Source organism: Butyrivibrio sp. WCD2001, from assembly GCF_000424485.1.
Lineage (GTDB): Bacteria > Bacillota > Clostridia > Lachnospirales > Lachnospiraceae > Butyrivibrio.
Window position 1 is genome coordinate 26,220 of record NZ_AUJZ01000005.1, and the last position, 21,160, is coordinate 47,379.

The 21,160-nt window shown below is 43.6% G+C and carries 19 protein-coding genes, 1 pseudogene, 1 riboswitch and 1 other annotated feature; of the genes and pseudogenes, 17 read left to right on the forward strand and 3 right to left on the reverse strand.

Annotation, left to right across the window (positions count from 1 at the left end):
• Positions 1-87: 87 nt before the first annotated feature.
• The 6 genes from G630_RS0105050 (at position 88) to G630_RS0105075 (ending at position 7,186) form a co-directional block, all read left to right on the forward strand.
• Positions 88-687 carry a TetR/AcrR family transcriptional regulator gene (locus tag G630_RS0105050; RefSeq protein ID WP_022763421.1) on the forward strand — a complete coding sequence of 200 codons (600 nt, stop codon included), beginning with the start codon at positions 88-90 and terminating at the stop codon, positions 685-687.
• Between the two features lie 32 nt (positions 688-719).
• Positions 720-2,504 carry an ABC transporter ATP-binding protein gene (locus tag G630_RS20790; protein ID WP_044958759.1) on the forward strand — a complete coding sequence of 595 codons (1,785 nt, stop codon included), beginning with the start codon at positions 720-722 and terminating at the stop codon, positions 2,502-2,504.
• Positions 2,497-4,233 carry an ABC transporter ATP-binding protein gene (locus G630_RS0105060; RefSeq protein WP_026497950.1) on the forward strand — a complete coding sequence of 579 codons (1,737 nt, stop codon included), beginning with the start codon at positions 2,497-2,499 and terminating at the stop codon, positions 4,231-4,233. Before G630_RS20790 ends, G630_RS0105060 begins: the two co-directional genes overlap by 8 nt.
• A 144-nt stretch (positions 4,234-4,377) precedes the next feature.
• On the forward strand, positions 4,378-4,968 hold the full coding sequence (locus G630_RS0105065) for an MptD family putative ECF transporter S component (protein WP_026497951.1): 591 nt from the start codon (positions 4,378-4,380) through the stop codon (positions 4,966-4,968).
• Positions 4,968-5,669, forward strand: coding sequence for an energy-coupling factor transporter transmembrane component T (locus tag G630_RS0105070; RefSeq protein WP_044958761.1), 702 nt, complete (start codon positions 4,968-4,970; stop codon positions 5,667-5,669). Before G630_RS0105065 ends, G630_RS0105070 begins: the two co-directional genes overlap by 1 nt.
• The gene (locus G630_RS0105075) at positions 5,666-7,186 is read left to right on the forward strand and encodes an ABC transporter ATP-binding protein (RefSeq protein WP_026497953.1); all 1,521 of its coding nucleotides are present in this window, start codon (positions 5,666-5,668) and stop codon (positions 7,184-7,186) included. Before G630_RS0105070 ends, G630_RS0105075 begins: the two co-directional genes overlap by 4 nt.
• On the opposite strand, the gene G630_RS0105080 is transcribed toward G630_RS0105075, so the two are convergent.
• The 3 genes and pseudogenes from G630_RS0105080 to G630_RS25800 all read right to left on the reverse strand — a co-directional run.
• The gene (locus G630_RS0105080) at positions 7,173-7,517 is read right to left on the reverse strand and encodes a hypothetical protein (RefSeq protein WP_022763417.1); all 345 of its coding nucleotides are present in this window, start codon (positions 7,515-7,517) and stop codon (positions 7,173-7,175) included. The genes G630_RS0105075 and G630_RS0105080 overlap by 14 nt on opposite strands.
• Positions 7,507-9,339: a M56 family metallopeptidase gene (locus tag G630_RS23380; RefSeq protein ID WP_026497954.1), complete on the reverse strand. Its 1,833-nt coding sequence runs from the start codon at positions 9,337-9,339 to the stop codon at positions 7,507-7,509. The genes G630_RS0105080 and G630_RS23380 overlap by 11 nt, the downstream gene beginning before the upstream one ends.
• A 99-nt stretch (positions 9,340-9,438) precedes the next feature.
• Positions 9,439-9,555: pseudogene (locus G630_RS25800) on the reverse strand (BlaI/MecI/CopY family transcriptional regulator); the annotation flags it as partial.
• A gap of 423 nt (positions 9,556-9,978) precedes the next feature.
• Positions 9,979-10,083: riboswitch (TPP riboswitch) on the forward strand.
• Positions 10,084-10,210: 127 nt separating this feature from the next.
• On the opposite strand from G630_RS25800, the gene thiW reads away from it, so the two are divergent.
• The 11 genes from thiW (at position 10,211) to G630_RS0105150 (ending at position 21,016) form a co-directional block, all read left to right on the forward strand.
• Positions 10,211-10,771 (forward strand): energy coupling factor transporter S component ThiW, encoded by a 561-nt coding sequence (gene thiW, locus G630_RS0105095; protein WP_026497955.1) that lies wholly within the window; start codon positions 10,211-10,213, stop codon positions 10,769-10,771.
• Positions 10,772-11,626 (forward strand): hydroxyethylthiazole kinase, encoded by an 855-nt coding sequence (gene thiM, locus G630_RS0105100; RefSeq protein ID WP_026497956.1) that lies wholly within the window; start codon positions 10,772-10,774, stop codon positions 11,624-11,626.
• A gap of 63 nt (positions 11,627-11,689) precedes the next feature.
• Positions 11,690-12,334, forward strand: a complete 645-nt coding sequence (gene thiE / locus G630_RS0105105) for a thiamine phosphate synthase (protein WP_044958764.1) — start codon at positions 11,690-11,692, stop codon at positions 12,332-12,334.
• Positions 12,335-12,336: 2 nt separating this feature from the next.
• Positions 12,337-13,215: a bifunctional hydroxymethylpyrimidine kinase/phosphomethylpyrimidine kinase gene (gene thiD, locus G630_RS0105110; protein WP_026497958.1), complete on the forward strand. Its 879-nt coding sequence runs from the start codon at positions 12,337-12,339 to the stop codon at positions 13,213-13,215.
• A gap of 503 nt (positions 13,216-13,718) precedes the next feature.
• Entirely contained in the window at positions 13,719-15,023 is a 1,305-nt protein-coding gene (gene thiC, locus G630_RS0105120; RefSeq protein ID WP_026497959.1) for a phosphomethylpyrimidine synthase ThiC, read from the forward strand.
• A gap of 104 nt (positions 15,024-15,127) precedes the next feature.
• Positions 15,128-15,463, forward strand: coding sequence for a hypothetical protein (locus tag G630_RS23385; protein WP_196805754.1), 336 nt, complete (start codon positions 15,128-15,130; stop codon positions 15,461-15,463).
• A gap of 66 nt (positions 15,464-15,529) precedes the next feature.
• Complete coding sequence (locus G630_RS0105130; protein WP_026497960.1) at positions 15,530-16,648, forward strand: metal ABC transporter substrate-binding protein; 1,119 nt, start codon at positions 15,530-15,532, stop codon at positions 16,646-16,648.
• 29 nt (positions 16,649-16,677) lie between these two features.
• On the forward strand, positions 16,678-17,397 hold the full coding sequence (locus G630_RS0105135) for a metal ABC transporter ATP-binding protein (RefSeq protein ID WP_026497961.1): 720 nt from the start codon (positions 16,678-16,680) through the stop codon (positions 17,395-17,397).
• A 1-nt stretch (position 17,398) separates the two neighbouring features.
• Positions 17,399-18,238 (forward strand): metal ABC transporter permease, encoded by an 840-nt coding sequence (locus G630_RS0105140; protein ID WP_026497962.1) that lies wholly within the window; start codon positions 17,399-17,401, stop codon positions 18,236-18,238.
• A complete protein-coding gene (locus tag G630_RS20805) occupies positions 18,235-18,834 on the forward strand; it encodes a hypothetical protein (RefSeq protein WP_049946103.1) in 600 nt (199 codons plus the stop codon). Before G630_RS0105140 ends, G630_RS20805 begins: the two co-directional genes overlap by 4 nt.
• Before the next feature lie 59 nt (positions 18,835-18,893).
• Positions 18,894-19,149, forward strand: a binding site (T-box leader).
• A gap of 124 nt (positions 19,150-19,273) precedes the next feature.
• The gene (locus tag G630_RS0105150; RefSeq protein WP_026497963.1) at positions 19,274-21,016 is read left to right on the forward strand and encodes a proline--tRNA ligase; all 1,743 of its coding nucleotides are present in this window, start codon (positions 19,274-19,276) and stop codon (positions 21,014-21,016) included.
• Positions 21,017-21,160 lie beyond the last annotated feature (144 nt).

Consider the following 21,160-nt stretch of genomic DNA (forward strand, 5'->3'; position numbering starts at 1 on the left):
CGTAATACCGTTGACTGCTGCAAGAATTGAGAATAGAATGTTAGCTGTGACTAACCTGTTAACAGTGTTAACATCATTAAGGAAAATATGGATACAAAATCAGAAATCATTACTATTGCAAAAGCAGAGTTCATGGAAATGGGTTTTCAAGAAGCCTCCATGAGGAAAATTGCATCAAAAGTGGGAATAACCGCAACCGCCTTATATCGGCACTACGCTAACAAGGAAGAAATATTTGATGCGATTGTTGAACCTGCGGTAAGCGCCTGGGATGCGATGTGCAAAACCGAAGAGATAAGGCAGACCGGTACTGCAAGGGAACATGGACTCGATGCCATGTGGCAGGATACTGAGCAGTCAAGGTTTATCGTGGATATGATCTACAAAGACTTCGACGCCCAAAAGCTTCTTTTCTGCAGGAGTAAAGGAACAAAATACGAGAATTATATGCATGAGGTAGTTACAAAGATTCAGGTGGCTACGCTTTCGTTCATGAAGGAGCTTGAAGAGAGAGGAGTGCATATTAATCAGGTTGATGGAAAGGAAATGCATCTGCTTTTGAGTGCGCAGTATTCAGCAATGCTTGAGATGGTTGACCATGATTTTACTTATGATGAGGCAATGCACTATGCCGAAACTATAGCGTCTTTCTTCAAAGAGGGATGGAGAAAATTTCTTGGTTTTTAAGGCGCATAAAAATGCAGCAAAAAGGAGGGCTTATGAAAAAAAGAAGTACATTCTCCTGGGTCTTAGAGTTTGCCGGGAGGAAAAGGAGTTTTTACCTTGGAAGCGTGATACTCGCTATCCTTGGTGTTGCAGCATCCTTTGTTCCGTATCTTATTATTGCGGATATGGTGGGGAAGCTTTTGTCGGGTAACAGGGACTTAAGCTATTATATGAAAGCAACTCTCTTTATGGGACTCTGTTGGGTGCTGAGAGTGACATTTCACTCGGTATCCACAACTCTATCTCATGTGGCCACCTTCAACGTTCTTGGTGGCATCAGAAAACAGCTTTGCAAAAAGCTCTCTACAATTCCGCTTGGATCGGTTCTGGATGATAACAGCGGAAGCTATAAGAACATCATTGTTGAGCGTGTAGATGCGATGGAGACTACACTTGCTCATATTATTCCCGAGTTCACTTCGAATATTCTTTTACCCATAGTTATGTTTGTATATCTTTTAACCCTCGACTGGAGAGTTGGTTTATCCAATCTCATTCCTGCGATTATAGGTGTTGGATTTGCGGCTGTCATGATGGCTAAGAGTCAGGGTGAGTTCGAAGTTACGGTTCAAAAGACCAAATACCTGAATGATACAGCTGTTGAGTATATCAATGGCATTGAGGTTATTAAAGCCTTTGGAAAAACAGGCAGTTCATACGAGAAATTCGTGGTTGCAGCAAGAGATGGCGCAGACTGCTTCATTAACTGGATGAGGAAATGTATCTGGTGGCAGGCAGGAACTACTACTTTTATGCCTGCGACATTCCTTGGGGTTCTTCCTGTTGGGTTGTTTCTTGTATGGAAAGGAAGCCTTTCACCTGAAAACTTCATCACCTGTGTAATATTATCCGCCGGTCTCATAACACCGCTTATGGTAGCTTTTTCATATATGGATGACATTATGAAAATGCAGACTATTTTTGGTGAAGCTACAGAGATCTTAGAAAGAAAGGATATGGTAAGACCTTCTGTCCTTACTAAGGCTCCTAATGGTTCGGATATCGAAATAAAAGGGGTGAAGTTCTCATATAAGGATAAAGAGATACTTCATGGAATCGATATGGAGATAAAGCAGGGAGAGGTTAATGCCTTTGTAGGACCATCCGGTTCGGGAAAGAGCACTATAGCTAGACTTATCGATTCACTTTGGGATGTGGATGAAGGCACAATAACCTATGGCGGCGTAGATATAAAGGAGCTTCCGCTTGATTACTATACAAGTCAGATAGCTTATGTCGCACAGGATAACTATCTTTTTGACATGAGCATTATGGAAAACATCAGACTGGGTAAGGAAGGCGCCACAGATGAAGAGGTTATAAATGCAGCTAAAGCTTCGGGCTGTCACGATTTTATTCTAGGTCTTGAAAATGGCTATGACACTGTTGTTGGCAGTGCAGGCGGACACTTATCAGGCGGTGAGAGACAGCGAATATGCATAGCAAGAGCGATGCTGAAAAATGCACCGGTGGTTATTCTTGATGAAGCTACAGCCTATACAGATCCTGAAAACGAAGCACTGGTTCAGCAAAGCGTTGCAAAACTCGTGCAGGGTAAGACTTTGATTGTCATCGCACACAGACTTTCAACGATAAAAGATGCGGATAAGATTTTTGTAATAAATGACGGCCGGATTGAAGCATCCGGAAATCATTGTGAACTTCTTTCAAATTGCATTCTCTACAGGAAGATGTGGGAAGCACATACTATTGCCAAGGATGATGCCATGGAATCTGAGGACTTGGCGGAAGCCAGAAAGGAGGCAGCTAATGCTTGAGATGCTTAGGAAGTTTTTTGCCTTTTGCAGTCCGGAGAATAGGGCAAAGTTTTATAAATCGGCAATTCTGGGTGTGTTTGATGCACTTTTGGGAGCAATGAAAATACCTGCTGCATTTTTTGCTATAAATGCAGTGGTAAATAAGGACATTAACGTAAACACTTTTGTTATTGTCATGGGATTTATGCTTGTCAGCACAATCGGAAAAATGATTGTAAACAGGTTTTCGCAAATGCTTCAGACTGAAGGCGGATATGATACCTGTGCAGGAAAAAGAATCGAGATTGGTGAGCATCTGAGATACCTTCCAATGGGATACTTTAATGATACAAGTCTCGGACACATCACTTCCGTAACAACGAATACCCTTGAACAGACAGGCGATATTGCAACACGTGCGATAATGATGGTCCTTCAGGGAAGCATTACAACTGTTGTCATTGGAATCGGAATGTTCATTTTTGATGTGAGAATAGGCATTATTTCAGTAATCGGAATACTTATTTTCTTCCTGTTTAACAAGTACACAAACTATAGTGTTGCCAGAGTTGCAGGCGAGAAGCTTGAGTCCGATAAGGACATGGTTGGCGTGGTTTTGGAGTTTATTCAGGGAATTGCCGAGATACGAAATTACAACATCATTTCCCAGAACAGTACCAGATTATCCAAAGCCATTGAAAGAAAGACTAAAGCCGATATCGGCGCAGAAATTGCAGCAATACCGGCAGTCGGGGTTCAGATGCTGATATGCAAGCTCATCGGCGTTGTAATAGCAGGATCTTCTGTTTACTTTTATTTGACAGGTACCATGGAGCTCACCTATACCATAACAATGCTTTTGTGCTCATTTATGGTATTTGAAGCTCTGGATTTGGCGGGAATATATACAGCACTTTTGAAAATCATCGGCAGGGGAGTTGATCTTGTAGATGAGATCATGTCTATCGAGCAGATGGATATAAATGGCGAAGATATTCGCCCGGCAAACAAAGACATTCATCTTGAACATGTGAGCTTTGCTTATGAAAACAGGACAATCATTGATGATGTAACTCTTGATATTAAAGAGAATACGACTACTGCTATTGTTGGACCCTCCGGCGGAGGAAAGACAACTATAACTTCTCTTATCGCAAGATTCTGGGATGTAAAGTCAGGAAAAGTGACGCTTGGCGGAAGAGACGTAAGAGATTACAGTTTTGACTCACTGATGGAGAACTTCAGCTTTGTATTCCAGAGGGTATATCTCTTTGAAGACACAATTGCCAACAACATTCGCTTTGGACGACCTGAAGCATCGATGGAAGATGTTATAGCCACTGCTAAGAAAGCATGCTGCCACGAGTTTATCATGGGACTTCCCGATGGCTATGAGACAGTGGTTGGCGAAGGCGGTGCAACACTCTCCGGTGGTGAGAAGCAGAGAATTGCAATTGCCCGCGCGATCATGAAGGATGCACCGATAATCATCCTCGATGAGGCTACAGCAAATGTGGATCCCGAGAATGAGAAGGAACTCACTTTGGCGATTGAGAATCTGACAAAAGAAAAGACCATTATAATGATTGCTCACAGACTTAAGACAGTAAGAAATGCGGATCAGATAATTGTCATCGATAAGGGAAAAATTGTTCAGCAGGGTAAGCACGATGAGCTTATGGAACAGGATGGAATTTATAAGAATTTTGTCAGCGGAAGGAAGCAGGCGGTCAGCTGGAAGATAGCGTGATTTAAAAAGATTATGCCTTCCCCCCGAGGGGGCGCTCGACGTCCGGGGGACGTCGGTTCAGCGCGGACCGAAGCGGAGCGTAGACAGGTGGCACGAGGTGCCGGATGAGGGGTTACTAAGAAAAAAGTTTTGTTGGAGGAAAAAATGGAAACGAAGAAATTAACGGCAAAGGATTTTATTACAATAGGAATTTTTACAGCAATCTGGTTTGTGGTTGAATTTGCATGCGGAATGCTCGGGTATATTCATCCGTATATAGTTGCATCTTATGTAATCTTGCTTCCGCTTGCAGGCGCAATTCCCATGATGCTCTTTTACAGCAAGATAGAGAAGTTTGGAATGATAACTATCATGTCAGTCCTTATAGCAATCATTATGTTTGTGACCGGAATGGGATTTCTTGGAGCACCGCTTATCATAATTGTAGGGCTCCTGGCAGACCTTATTGCGAAGGCAGGTGGCTATAAGAATTTTAAAATGATTGTCATCAGCTATGGCGTGTTCTGCATGTGGGTTTGCGCTAATTTCTTTCCTGTAATTGTGACAGCCGAGTCCTACAGACAGGATCTTATTGAGGGCGGATTCTCATCAGAGTACGCGGACAGTCTTTTCAGAGCAATTAATTACAAGACGATAGCTGTGCTTCTTCTGGTTTGTGTCTTGTTCGGTTTTATCGGAGCTTTTCTGGGAAAAGCTGTGGTTAGAAAACATTTTGAGAAGGCGGGAATTGTTTGATGGAATTAAAACTTGATCCAAGGACAAAGCTGTACATGATCCTGATTGTATCAGCAATAGTCATGATGAGTGCTACAACGCCTCTTCTTTGGGCTTTAAGGATTATCATGACAATGATTCCGATCATGCTTTTGATAGCAGAGAAACGCTATGCCAGCGCATTGCGTTTCTTTGTGCTATACGCAGTTGCTTTGATTCTTACTTTTTATTTTTTGTCAGCAGACTCCACGGGGATATTTAAGGCACTGCTCACCGGCTATTGCGGCATTGTAGCTCAGTTTCTTCCGGCGCTTATAACTGCCTGGTACGTAGTGAGAACTACAAAGATAGATGAGTTCATGTCCGCGATGCAGAAAATGCATGTGCCCGATGGAATAACAATTTCACTGGCGGTGGTCATGAGATTTTTCCCCACAATCAAGGAAGAGTACGCTTCGATTAGGGATGCAATGAAAATGAGAGGGATTTCGCTTGCAGGCGGAAATGCTGTAAAGATGCTCGAATACAGGATGATTCCGCTGCTTTTTTCCTGTGTGAACATAGGAGATGAGCTGTCTGCGGCAGCTATTACCAGAGGACTTGGAGGAGATGTGAAAAGAACCAGTGTTGTGGAACTGAAGATGAATATTGCTGATTATCTGCTTATCTTTTGTTTCTCAGCCGCAGCAATTGTTTTCGTGTTCTTTAAATATGTGAAATGATGAAAAATATTGTAGATATTAAGAATGTAAGTTTTCATTACAAGGGGTCTGATGAGGGACTTTTAAAAGATGTTTCACTAAAGGTTAAGGAGGGAGAGACCCTTCTTCTGTGCGGTGCTTCAGGCTCAGGGAAGACTACTCTGATAAGACTTATCAATGGACTCATACCTCATTATTATCCGGGAGATCTGAAAGGGTGTGTAAAAGTCGCAGGAAAAGATATAAGCAAAACACAGCTATACGAGCTTGCAGGTATTGTCGGAACAGTTTTTCAGAATCCGAGAAGCCAGTTCTTTTCAGTGGATACAGATGGCGAGATAGTATTTGGACCTGAGAATATTGGACTTGAACCTTCCGAGATTAAAAAGAGAGCCGGCCTGGTGACTAAGGAAATGACTTTGGAGAATCTTCTTGGCAGGAGCCTTTTTGAGCTCTCCGGTGGTGAAAAACAGAAGATTGCCTGTGCATCGGTTTCAGCGCTGCTTCCAGAAATAATCCTTTTGGATGAACCATCATCGAACCTTGATTGGAGCGCAATAGATGAGCTCAGGACTGCTATACAGAACTGGAAGAAACAGGGAAAGACTATTGTGATATCCGAGCATAGATTGTGGTATCTGAAGGATGTGATAGACCGCGTTATCTATATGGAGGACGGTGACATTGCGGGGGAATGGCAGGGGAAAGAGTTCTTCTCATTGTCTGATAAAGAAATTAAGAATCTAAAGCTTAGACCGGTACGAATTGAAGAGAAGTTCATTGCGAAATACGATGAAGCCTCAAAGGCAGGAAAAGGCAGGAAGATTTCAGCTACGGACGAAAGTGACATAACGCTTAAGGATTTTTATTTCACATATAAGAGGCGCCCATATCTTTTCAGAAAGAAAAAGCTATCGCAGGCGGACGGGGATATTCTCAGTTTAAATATCCCTGAGCTAAGCGTGCCAAAAGGCGCAGTGATAGGTGTTATAGGGAAAAACGGGACAGGAAAATCGACTTTCCTAAGATGTGTCTGTGGACTTGAAAATGAGTGCCGCGGATCGATTATTACTGACGGAGCGGCATTGAAGGGCAAGAAACGCATCGGAATCAGCTATATGGTGATGCAGGATGTAAACCACCAGCTTTTTACTGACAGCGTTGAAGCAGAAGTGCTTCTTTCCATGAAAAATGAGGATAAGAAGCGATGTGACAAAATACTTGATAGCCTCGGACTTTTGGAATATAAGGACAAGCATCCGATGGCATTGTCAGGTGGACAGAAACAGCGAGTTGCCATAGCTTCAGCAATAGCAGCAGATGCAAGGCTTCTCTTGTTTGACGAACCGACATCGGGACTGGACTATTCTCATATGGTGAAAGTCTCTGAGCTTTTGAGGAAACTTGCTGATTCCGGACGAACAGTCCTTGTCTCAACCCATGATCCGGAACTGATAGAGCTATGTTGTGATTATGTACTATGTATTAATAATGGGAAGGCTGTGAAATTGGAAAAATCACAGTTTAAACACTCATAGAACCAATGAATAAAACTACTGCTACGAGCCCTCCCCAGATATTAGCAAGGATTTCAAGGATCCCAAGGAAAAGATATTTTCTGGAGGGTTTGCTTCCGTCTTTTACTGACTTTACAGCAAAGATTGTACCTAAAACAGAAATAATCAAGCATGGTAGTGGTGCCAGAAATATGCCTATGAGACCGACCATTGCAAATATTGAATATATTGTGCCCCTGTGAGTGGGAGCCTCCAGCATACTGGCAAGTACCCAACATATGATGGTAACTACGAATACAATGATTGGTATCAGTACAAGGATCCTTGAAATGTTATGGTATTTAGAATTCATCTTCCTCTCCTAAATCATAACTACCGGTAATTACAGGAACATAGATGCCATCACTGCCCCAAGGTTGAACCATGACGTAGCTTTCATAGATAGCACCATCAGGGAAAAGCAGATTAATGACAACTCCTTGTTCTGTCTCCTCTTGAATCTCAATCTTAACTTTTGTTTCATCATCTGAAAGGTTGAGAAGATATCTTGCAGAAGCACTGGGATCAAACAACTTACTGTAGTATCCGTTTGTATCCTGCTTTGCGATTCCGTTAAGGATTTCACCAAGGCCGTTCTTAGTGTAATTAACAGCATTGAAATCCTCAGGATGCTCGCAATAAGCTTTGTTAAAATCCTTTACTGATTCGATATTTTCGCAGAAGTTCATTTCCTCGGAGTCCACCATTACTACACCTTCTCTGTCCTTGGCAAATTTCAAAGTCTCCTGCCATACATATACGTGAGGCTCTGAATCTGCAGCATAGTAGTGCACCTCTGCCTTATTATAATCATTTGTAATGATTATTGTTTTATTGGGAATTTCCTCACTTCCAAACATACTGGGCCATGGGCTTGAATATCCAAAGGATATGGATCCATCCGCATCAAAAAACAAAAGCTCCTCGTCCATCAGATTCTGCATTGCCTTCTCATTTGAATAAGAAACAATTGCATCCGCATTCCTGTCTTCGAAGTCATTAATCCAGTTAGAAAACAGTTCATCATACGCCGCTCTTTCAGAGTAATCATAACTCTTTTCATTTCCACCAGAAGCACTTGTAAAGAAGCATCCATAGAGAGCACCGCTTACCGCGATCAACATTGTGATAAGCCAGAAGGAAGGCTTTCTATAATTGAATATCTGTTTAATTCTTGTTTTTACTCCCACCTCTCCAAAAGCAAGTGAATATGTGAGGGCATATCTTCTATGTGTACTGCAATTTAAGAGTGATGTAGCATAGGACTTCTTCTCTTCAAGTGACATATTCTTTATCACGCGCTCGTCGCAGGCAAGTTCAATGTCCTTACAAAACAGTGTAAAGGAAATCCACACAAGAGGATTAAACCAGTGAATTCCAAGAAGAATAAAGCCTATAAGCTTTCTAATGTGGTCATACCTTGCAATATGCGCTCTCTCATGTAAAAGCACATTACCGACAGTCTCCTCATCAAGACCTGAAGGCAGATAAATTGCAGGCTTTATAAATCCAAGAATAAAGGGAGTATCTATAGCATCACACACGAAAACATCATCATGTGCTTTCCCTGCTGCTTTTGCACCATCCCCACACTCATTGTTCTTACCAAGTTTAATAGAAACATTTATATCTTTTTTAATTGAAATAAAGCTCACAACTGCATATAAAGCCACTGCAAAAACGCCGATAATCCATACCATCCGAAGCCATGCAAGAATTTCACTTCTTACAGACAAAACCTCCAGCGCTCCACTATTTGCGCTGGTGGCTATGATCTGTTCATTTGGCAGATAGTCATACTCTGCATCAGAAGGCACTATCATATTATCGCCACCTATAGACGCAGCTCCCACTTCAGAAGCCGGAGTGTAGTCATGATAAGTAGCCTCAGGCACTTCTTCATCTTTGTTATCTCCAAGCAAAAGAGATTCTACTGCCCCATTCACATCCGGGAAAATCCCAAACTGTGATTCAACCTGAAAAGGCATGATGAGCTTTAATGCTACAATAGCCCAAAGCACACCCATAAACCACTTAGGTGCCTTCTTTAAAGGAAACCTCAAAAGAATAACTGCTATCATGAGAAATGAGGCTGTTATGCTCATCTCAAGAATTTTAATAAAAACTGTCCCCATACATTTCCCTCCAATTTTCAAGTAATCCAGGTACTGTGAAAGCACCTATTTCTGTAATTCATTTATTTTCCTGCACCATATCCGAACAAAAGCAAGCATTTAATCCTTCGCCTTATCAATGATTTCCCTAATCTCATCAAGCTCCTTTTTTGAGAGCTTCTGACGAGAAGTGAAAGCTGCAAGAAAAGCAGGTAAGGATCCCCCAAATGTTTCCTCTACAAACTCCCTGGTCTATTCTGTGTAGACTTCATATTCTGAGTTTACTCTGAATAGACCAAGTTGTCAACCTTTATTCTCTATTACCTTGAAATCTAGAGAAAGTCAGGAATCAAGGTAATCACACGCTAAAATTGCTTTATTTTATCGGGGGATAATACAGAACTGATTTTGTCGGGCTAACACCCAACCTCAAATTATGCTAATATATATGAGTAGAGGCAAAGACGCTTTTCAAAAGATTGGCGGTCTTTGTCTTTTCTTTTTGCCTTAAGAGAAAGGGGGATGAAGGATGGTCACATTAAATGATTATCTGTATTCGGGGGATACGGTTTTAAAGATTTTGCAGAGATATCACAATGATATTATTGATTAAAAACTATTGCGCGTAATTGAATTTTGTTGTATAAAAAATAGGAAAAATTAAACAGACGGGAGCCTGTAGTACAGGCTGAGAGGAAGGTGTGACCTTCGACCGAGAACCTGATTTGGATAATGCCAACGTAGGGATGCCTGATATTATGGGAAGAACGTATGCGGAAGCAATCTGAACGGTTGCTTCCTTTTTTGTTGGAAAAATGGGCATCGTTTTCCGGTTTGTGGTTGAATGCCGTGGGGAGTCTCTTTGCAAGCCGTCTGGGATAGGAGATGAGGTATGAAAAAAAGTAACTATTTGTTGAGGCTGGTTATGCTGGCCATGTTTGTGGCGCTCGGAGTTGTGATATCACCGATTCTGAGAGTTGAGGGAATGTGCCCGATGGCGCATCTTATCAACATAACCTGTGCGGTCTTCATGGGACCGGCTTACGCGCTTCTCTGTGCACTTCTAATCGGCATCATCAGGATGGCGATTATGGGAATTCCGCCCCTTGCTCTGACCGGAGCTGTTTTCGGGGCAACACTCTCAGGAGTTTTTTACAAATTATCAAAAGGGAAAATCTTCGCAGCGGTCCTTGGGGAGATCATCGGAACGGGCCTTATCGGCTCTGTCGTATCCTACCCTGTTATGACTTATCTCTGGGGGAAAGAGGGCCTGACCTGGTTTTTCTACGTTCCGAGCTTTATCTGCGGAACCCTTATCGGGGGAAGCATCGCATTTTTGCTGCTTCTAAGACTTAAGGCTACGGGTATGCTTTCAAGGATTCAGAACAGTCTTAGGGATGTTGAGGCAACTGAAGAAAACAGCGAAAGTAATACAAAAAGAAAGGCGTCATAAATGTCTGAGCTAATTCACTGTATAACAAATCCAATATCTATGATGCAATGCGCAAATGCAATTTTAGCACTTGGCGCGAAGCCGATAATGGCTGAGCATCCGTTGGAAGTCAGGGAAATCACTGAGAGCGCTTCTGCTCTTGTAATTAATCTGGGTAATATATCGGACACCAGAATGGAGTCGATGGAGATATCTTTTGAGACTGCTCTGGAGAAAAATATACCGGTTGTGATAGATGCGGTGGGCGTAGCCTGCTCCAAGCTTCGCAGGGATTTTGTGATGAGGCTTCTAAAGATGAGGTCGCAGAAACCGGAATTGTCTTTGAGGGAAAAGGGGATCCTTTTAATAAAGGGGAACTATTCTGAAATCAAGGCGATTTTTGATGAGACCTATAGAGGAGTTGGCGTTGATGCAGACGAAAGTCTGGGAACTTCAGAGATAGCTGATATTGTAAGAATGCTGGCTTTGAATCTGGGAGTGATCGGACTCGCCAGCGGAGAGAAGGACATCGTATCAGATGGAAGTCGTACATTTTTTATAAGTAATGGGAATCCAATGATGGGGGTGATTACGGGAACCGGGTGCATGCTAGGGGCTATATGCGGCGTGTTTCTGGCAAGGAATGCGAGCATAGAAGCTGTCACCCGCGCTGTCGGATTTTTCGGGATTGCCGGAGAAATTGCATATGAGAGAGAGGAAGCAGTTACGGAGAGGCTTACAAATGGCGAAGCATCTGAAAGCATGGTTGGAAGCGGAAGTTTTCTTGTTGAACTTTTAAATGCAATTTCAATGATCGATGAAGAAACTGTAAAAAGTTTGCTTAGATGCGCTGAAGAAAAACAATCATCTAACTGAATTCATTTTTCATAAAACATAGAAAGGATTAGTCCGGTCATAGGATTGGATAGTACAAGACAGATGGGAAGAATATACAGAGAACAGCTAAAGCTCTACCTGGTGACAGACAGCACCGGAATGGATGAGGAGACGTTTCTTCGAAAGACGGAGGCAGCCATACGGGGCGGCGCCACGATTGTCCAGATCAGGGAAAAGGAAAAGAGCACCCGTGAATACATGGAGCTTGCGGGTAAGGTTCATGAGATTACGGCAAGGTACAAGGTGCCGCTGATTGTGGACGACAGGATAGATGTGGCGATGGCGATAGGAGCAGAGGGTGTACACCTTGGGCAGAGCGACATGCCGGTCAGCGTCGCAAGAAGAATTGTGGGAGGCAAGATGATAATCGGTGCCACGACAAAGACAGTGCCGCAGGCGAAGGAAGCTTATGAAAGCGGTGCCGATTACCTTGGAGTAGGAGCAATTTATCCCACCACCACCAAAGTGAAGACGGTTTTGACTTCTGTGGATATGCTTCGAAGTATCTGCGAAGCTGTCCCAATACCCGCAAATGCCATAGGCGGGCTCAATAAGGATAATATTCAGATTCTAAAAGGTGTCCCGATAGCAGGAATATGTGTTGTGTCTGCAATCATGAAGGCAGAAGATCCGGAAAAGGCAGCGGCAGAATTGGTCGCAGCTTTTGAGGAACTGGGGGACTTATGAAAATGAAGACGGTTTTAACAATTGCCGGAAGTGACTCGTCCGGGGGAGCCGGAATCCAGGCGGACATCAAGACTATTGAATCGCACGGCGTTTTCGCAATGAGTGTGATAACCGCACTCACAGCGCAAAACACTATGGGCATCACCGGAGTTCTGCCGGTTCCGAAGGATTTCATCTATAAGCAACTGGAGGCGGTCCTTGAGGATATCAGGCCTGACGCGGTGAAGATAGGCATGCTTCCGAATAAAGAAGCAATGGAGGCGGTGGTGCTCGCTATTGATAAATACGACCTTAAAAATGTGGTTATTGATCCGGTGCTTAGCTCAACCTCCGGAACTGAGCTTTCAAGAAAAGATGCTACCGAATACATGATGAAAGAACTATTTTCACGAAGCATTCTGGTTACACCCAATATACCGGAGGCAGAGACACTGTGCGGGATAGAGATTTCTTCCGAGCAGGATATGGAAGTTGCCGCAAAGACGCTTGGAGATGCTTGCGGGTGTAACGTGTTATTAAAAGGCGGACACAGTACTTTTGAAGAGCACGGAGTGACAGCAGATCTGCTGTATATGGCAAATGTGGAAAATACTGATGCGGAAGCTTATAAAGTCAAGGATGAAGAAGATGGTAGAGCTACTGATGAAAATGCTTACATAGACGATGATGTCAGATGGATTTCCGGCACAAGAATAGACAACCCCAACACTCATGGAACAGGTTGCACTCTATCAAGTGCAATTGCCGCTAACCTGGCTAAAGGGCATGATCTTGAAACCGCAGTACGATCAGCCAAAGAGTATATGGAAAAGTGCATAGCCGCTGATCTCGACCTTGGTCACGGCCGCGGTCCACTCTGGCATTATTGTGGCAATTATTGAGCTGACTATTACGGCAATTATTGTGATGACTATTGCAGTGACTTCCTTGGCAACTGAGATGACGACTATTATGGCAACTGCCAAGAAAAAGAAGAAATATAAGAAATCTTGGTATAGAAAAAACATAGCTGTACCAAGATAAATAAAGAAACAGGGAAATCTTGGCATGGGAAAAACAGAGCTATGCCAAGAAAAAGAAGAAATTCGAAAAATATTGGCGCAAGGGAAACAGAATTATACCAAGATGGCAAAGAAATTCGAAAAATATTGGCGCAAGTAAGATAAAACAATACCAAGAAAATCAATAAATCTAGGAAATATTGGTAAAAGTAAGTCAGACCCATACCAAGATAGCAATGAAAAAAGAAAAATCTTGGCACTAGTAAGATGAACTAATACCAAGATAATCAATGAATTCCCAATATATTGGCACAAATATGGAAAAGCAACACCAGCAAAGAAAATAAATTACTAAGAAACTCAAATAAAAGGAGAAGACATAAGTGAGAAATTACACAACACAGATGGAAGCAGCAAGAAAAGGGATCATCACTCCCGAGATGGAGAAGGTTGCAAAGGACGAGTACAGAACACCCGAAGAAATCAGAGAACTTGTGGCAAAAGGGCAGGTTGCGATCTGCGCTAACAAAAATCACAAGTGCCTTGATGCAAAGGGGGTGGGCTCGATGCTGAAGACCAAGATCAACGTGAATCTCGGAGTATCAAGGGATTGTAAGGACTACGACATCGAGATGGAAAAAGTGATGGCGGCGGTCAACATGGGAGCGGATGCCATTATGGATTTGTCTTCACACGGGAATACCCAGCCCTTCAGGAAGAAGCTTGTGGAAGAGTGTCCTGTCATGCTGGGAACTGTGCCTGTTTACGACAGCGTCATCCACTATCAGAGGGATCTTTCTGAACTCACTGCGAAGGACTTCATCGATGTAGTAAGACTTCATGCCGAAGATGGCGTTGATTTTGTGACAATCCACTGCGGAATTACAAGGAAGACTATCGACCAGATCAAGAAGCACAAGAGAAAAATGAACATAGTATCAAGAGGCGGCTCGCTTGTGTTTGCCTGGATGAGCATGACCGGAGAGGAGAATCCCTTTTATGAATACTACGACGAAATCCTTGATATCTGCAGAGAGTATGATGTGACAATATCCCTCGGTGATGCCTGCAGACCGGGATGTCTTGCGGATGCCAGTGACGTGTGCCAGATTGAGGAACTGGTGAGACTTGGAGAGCTTACAAAAAGAGCGTGGGAGAAGGACGTTCAGGTCATGGTCGAGGGCCCTGGACACATGCCTATGGATCAGATAGAGGCCAATATGAAAATGCAGCAGACTATCTGCATGGGAGCACCTTTCTACGTTCTTGGCCCCCTTGTTACGGACATCGCACCCGGTTACGATCACATAACTTCAGCTATAGGCGGAGCTATCGCTGGCGCGGCAGGTGCAGCTTTCCTCTGCTACGTAACTCCCGCCGAGCACCTTGCACTTCCTAATGTAGATGATGTTAAGCAGGGAATAATTGCTTCAAGAATTGCAGCACATGCAGCGGATATAGCTAAGAAAATACCGCATGCCATGGATATTGATAACAAGATGGCCGACGCACGAAAAGAGTTTGATTGGGATGGCCAGTGGGAGTGCGCAATTGACCCTGAAACTGCAAAATCCATACGAGAGGACAGGGCTCCCGAATTTGATGATACCTGTTCCATGTGCGGAAAATTCTGCGCAGTTAGAAGCATGAATAAGGCACTTGCAGGAGAACATATAGATATTCTGTAAGTAATCTACACAACAAAAAGCAATCATGATTCCGTGATACAGTTTGACATGAGAAAGAAACGGAAATATAATCAGTTTGATTTAAGCAATGGCTAACAAGAAATTTGGAAACGATTATAAAAATGCTGCAAAATAAGAATCAGAAAAATCGTATACGGAATCTGATAGTCGCATACTTTGCGTTTGCGATGCTTTTTGTTGTGCTTTTTTCAGCGGTGTTTGTATCCGTTGAGACTTTCCATAACTGTGACGGAGACAGCTGCCCTGTCTGTGCGCTGCTGCAGCAGTGTGAAAATAACCTGAATCAACTTGGAGATGGCAGCGCTAATCTTTACGCAGCTTTTTTGGCTGTAATCTTTTTTGTAGCTATTCTTGAATTAAAAGACAATGTCCTGGTGTATTCAACACCTGTAAGTTCCATGGTTCGAATGAATGATTAAATAGTCTGTCCCACTATAATTCTGTAATTTTTCAACATAATAAAAGTGAATAGAGAGGACATTACTATGAAAAAATTTTCGATTGCGGCGGCTGCAATGGCAGCGGTGCTTTGTTTTTGTGCGTGCGGAAAGAGTTCTGACGAGACTGTGATTACTTCCGCGACAGATAATGTTGCTGAATCTCCGGAGAGTGAAAATGTGGAGATAACTGACGAAGAGACTGCTACAAGCAGCGAAGTAGATGAAGACGATGGTGCTGCAAAAAATGACGGGATGAAAATCGTCTGCACTATTTTTCCGGAGTACGACTGGGTAAAAGAAGTTCTCGGAGAAAAGGCTGAGGATGCGGATATCACCATGCTCCTTGATAACGGCGTAGACCTTCACAGCTATCAGCCAACAGCTGAGGATATCATGAAAATATCGGAGTGCGACCTGTTCGTATATGTCGGTGGCGAGTCTGACGAGTGGGTGGATGATGCCCTTGCTGAGCGAACAAATGATGACATGGTGGTTATAAATCTGATGGACGCTCTCGGAGATACCGTCAAGGAAGAAGAGGTTGTAGAAGGCATGCAGGCTGAGGAAGAGGAAAGCGAGGATGCAGATGAGAACGCTGCCGATTCTTCAGAAACCGAGGAAGAGGTTGAATACGACGAACATGTCTGGCTTTCTCTGAAAAATGCGCAGGTCATCACTGAGAAGATCGCCGATGCTCTTGCAACCATCGATCCTGAGAATGCAGATACCTACAAGGCTAACGCAGATGACTATATGGGAAAACTTGCTTCTCTTGATTCTGCCTATGAAAGCGCGGTATCCGGAGCTTCCGTAAAGACGGTTCTGTTCGGAGACAGATTCCCCTTCAGATATATGACTGATGACTACGGCCTTGATTACTACGCAGCCTTTGTCGGATGCTCAGCTGAGACTGAGGCGAGCTTTGAGACTATAGCTTTCTTATCGGGAAAAGTGGATGAGCTCGGACTTAAGAGCGTGCTTACGATTGAGGGACAAAATCACAAGATTGCGGAAACAATAATAAGCAATACAAAAGATAAAAATCAGCAGATTTTGACAATGGATTCCATGCAGAGCACAACCTCTGAGGATGTTGAGGGCGGCGTGTCCTACCTCGGAACCATGGAGCAGAATCTTGAAGTATTAAAGGAAGCGCTCGAGTAACGAAGCACATTCAGAAAGTGAGAATTATTATGAAGTTATTATCTGTCAGCAACCTGACTCTTGGTTATGACCACGCAGTAGTGGCAAGGAATTTGCATTTTGAGGTTAATGAGGGTGACTATCTTTGCATCGTCGGGGAAAACGGCTCCGGAAAAACGACTCTCATGAAAACACTCCTTGGCCTTTGCGACAAGGTCTCCGGTGATGTGATTTTTGGAAACGGAATAACAAAAAATGAAATAGGATATCTTCCGCAACAGACGATCGTTCAGAGGGACTTTCCTGCGTCAGTAAAGGAAATCGTAATCTCCGGATGCCAGGATAGGCTTGGGTTTCGACCTTTTTACACAAAGAAAGAAAAAGAGCTTGCGGCTAAAAATATGGAAAAGCTGGGGATTACAGAGCTTGCTGACAGATGCTACAGAGAACTCTCCGGCGGACAACAGCAACGAGTCCTTCTGGCCAGAGCTCTCTGTGCCGCAGGGAAAATTCTTCTTCTGGATGAACCTGTGTCGGGACTTGATCCGCAGATTACAGGGGAGATGTACGAGCTTATAAGCAAGCTGAATGTTGACGGAATGACGATAATCATGATATCCCATGATATTCAGGCAGCGATAAGATATGCAAGCCATATTCTGTATATGTCGGATGATATCTTCTTTGGAACCGCCGAGGAATTCATGGCGAGCGAAAAAGGTAAACTTTTTATCGAGTATGAAAAACTTAACACAAGGAGGGCAGTGTGACATGGAAAAGCTTTTATTTTATATGCAATATCCCTTTGTAAGATATGCACTGATTGTCGGTGTTCTGATAGCTCTGTGTTCATCGCTTCTTGGAGTAACGCTCGTCCTGAAAAGATATTCCTATATCGGAGATGGGCTCTCACATGTGGCTTTTGGCGGGATTGCGGTGGCAAGCGTAGTGAATCTCACAAACAGAATGACACTGGTTCTTCCGATAACGATAATCAGCGCGATTTTTCTGCTAAGGACAAGCCGTAATGCGAAGGTGAAGGGGGATGCCGCAATCGCCATGATATCAGTCGGTGCACTGGCTTTCGGATATCTTATTATGAACGTGTTCGGGACGAGTTCCAACCTGACAGGTGATGTCTGCACGACGCTTTTCGGATCGACATCGATCCTGACGCTCACGATGACTGATGTATGGCTGTGCGTGGTTATGTCGGTGTTTGTTGTGGCTGCGTATGTGCTTCTATATAACAGAATTTTCGCAGTGACTTTTGATGAAAACTTCGCCAGGGCTGTCGGAACCAAAGTGGATTTTTACAACCTTCTTATCGCGGTGGTTACTGCAATTATCATTGTTCTTGCGATGAACCTTGTGGGTTCGCTTTTGATATCGGCACTTATTATTTTTCCGGCACTATCAGCGATGAGACTGTTTACCAGCTTTAAAAATGTGACTGTTTTTTCTGCAGTATTTTCCGTAGTGTGTGCGCTTGTGGGAATCATTGTTTCCATACTTGCCGGTACACCTGTAGGCTCAACCATTGTTGCTATCGACGTGGTTGGCTTTGCAATCTGCTGTGGCGGATCGCTAGCAGGGAGGAAGCTTGCATGAATAAAAATGTGATAAGGAACTTGCTGATAGTATGCTGTATGCTTGTGCTTGCGACAGCGTGTGGAAGCAAAAATGAAGAAGGGGAAATTACGGAAGACTTAACTTCAGACGTATACGATATATCAACAGAGACAGCTACCAAAGATGAAATCGACACATTAATAGATAGTTCTTCCGCAGACGAAACTGACACACCAACAGAAGCCACTGCTACAACTGCATCAGACGCATCAACACAAACCGCAGGCACAGATTCAACCGACACCTCAGAGGTTGATCTCACAGCGATGTCATCCACCATGATCTACGCGGAGGTATATCAGATGATGATGACTCCGGGCATGTATGTCGGAAGAAAGGTTAAGATGCAGGGGCTTTATGACATCTATCATGATGACAACACCGGGAAGGACTATCACTCTTGCATAATTACAGACGCGACCGCTTGCTGCGCCCAGGGAATTGAGTTCGAACTGGCAGATGGGAACTATCCGGGGACAGATGTTCCGGAAGTGACAGTGGAGGGAATTTTCAATACCTATGAGGAGAACGGTGCGATGTACTGCACACTCACAGATGCAAGGCTCCTAAATTAAACCAGGCTTTGCTGAGAGAAAAGGGCTTGTATTTTTTCTGATATGGATTAAAATAACAGTTAAATGCTAAGAACAGAAATAGTAGGTATCTTGAGACCTTCAGAGAGGAGCCGGTTGGTGAGAGGCTTCGGTTTTCGGATATTGAACCCGTCTGGGAGCAGCAGAAGGGAAAACTGATTTTATTCAAGAGAATCAGAAACTTCTGACGGAGGTCACCGTGATCATAGACATGCGAGTGCTTGCTTGCAATGAGGTGCAGGTTTTCAGGCCTGAATTTAGGTGGTAACGCGGATAAAAACATTATTCGTCCTAAGTGTACAAATAAAGTATGCTTAGGACTTTTCTTTTGCGAAGCATTTTCGAGTTCGTGTCTGCTTCACACGCAAAGGTCAACAGGCATACACAACCTCATTATTTGTTGTGAAAGGAGTTATGCATTATGAAACTTAGCAAATTAGTCGGAGTGAGATTCAAGGAAAAGCCCGCTTTCTGTGTGATTGACAGTCACACTTACAGCCTTCGCGGCGGTTATGTAAAGCGTGTATCAAACGGTATTTTTTCACTTTACACGCCCATGAAGAAAGTTACTCAGAACATCGAGAAGATCCTGAGAGAGGAAATGGACGGTGTGGATTGCCAGGAAGTCATGTTTCCTGTGGTTCTTCCGGGAGCACTTTGGGAGGAATCAGGACGCTATGAGAGCGTTGGCGAAGAGCTTTTGAGATTCAAGGATCGTAATGATACTCCTATGGTACTTGGTATGACCCATGAGGAGGCAGCTGTCCATCTTGCGAGAGAGTACGGAAGCACCTATGCAAATTATCCTTTCGCTTTTTATCAGATACAGACTAAGTATCGTGACGAGGCCCGTCCCAGAGCCGGACTTATAAGAGTACGTGAGTTTACAATGAAGGATGCTTATTCTTTCCACACTTCTCAGGAAGACCTTGAGAAATACTATGACAGAATGGCAAACGCTTATGACAGAATTTTCGAGAGAGCAGGTATTCCTGATGTTATCTCGGTTAAGTCTGATTCGGGTATGATAGGAGGAAGCGTATCTCACGAGTATATGCTGCTTACGGACGCAGGAGAGGATTCCATTGCACTGTGTGATGACTGCGGTTACAGCGCAAACATGGAAGCTGCGGAGACAACAGTGGACAATTCCGGATGCACGCCTGCAGGTGAGCTTAAGAAGGTTTACACGCCTGATTGCAAGACCATCGAAGATGTATGCGCTTTCTTAAAGAGCAAGGTTGAGGAGTCCTGTAAGGCTGTTGTTTATCAGATAAATGCGACTGACGAGTATGTAGTTGTTTTCATTCGTGGAGACTACGAGGTCAATGAGACAAAGCTTGTAAACTACCTTCATGAGGAGGTTCACCCGGCTGAGATCACTGAGGAATCGGGACTTGTTGCCGGCTTCTGCGGACCTTACGAGCAGCACGGCAATTGCAGGATTGTTTATGATAAGTCACTTGAAGGCATTGAGAACCTGTGTTGCGGCGGCAACGAGACAGACTATCACTACACCGGTCTCAACATCAAGAGAGATATTGGAGATGTGGAGTACGTTGATGTCAGCAAAATTCGTGACGGTGACATCTGTCCCTGCTGCGGTAAGAAAACCATAAGAATCAGCAGAGGTATTGAGGTCGGTAATATTTTCCAGCTCGGTACCAAATACTCAGACAGCATGAAGATGACCTATACGGATGAGGACGGTAGTTCCAAGACACCTATCATGGGATGCTACGGAATCGGTGTTGGCCGTCTTGCGGCAAGTATCATGGAAGCCCGCCACGATGACAAGGGGCCTATCTGGCCCATCACTGTTGCGCCCTGGAAAGTGCATGTATGCTGCATGAGAAGGGACGATGATGCCTGCAGAGAAGCAGCTGACAAGATATATGAGGAACTCACAAACATGGGCGTAGAGGTTATCTACGATGACAGAGATGTCCGCGCCGGCGTCATGTTTGCCGATGCAGATCTCCTGGGCGTTCCGGTTCGCGTGATTGTTGGTCCCAAGGCTCTTGCTAACGGAGAGATTGAGCTCTGCACAAGAGATAAGAGCGTACAGCTCTCTGTGAAAAAAGAAGATATCATCGCTGAAACCAAGAAGCTCATGGATTCTCTTTATGAAGAGATTAATTCCAAGGTGAAGAGCAGAATATAATAAAATGCCCCTTTTACAGGATGAAAATAGTCCTGTAAAAGGGGTATTTTTATGCCCTGAATTATTTTTTGACTAAAAATATAAAATTAGTCAGAAAAGTATTGACATCGATTTATGAGAAGGGTTATTATGACTAAAAATACA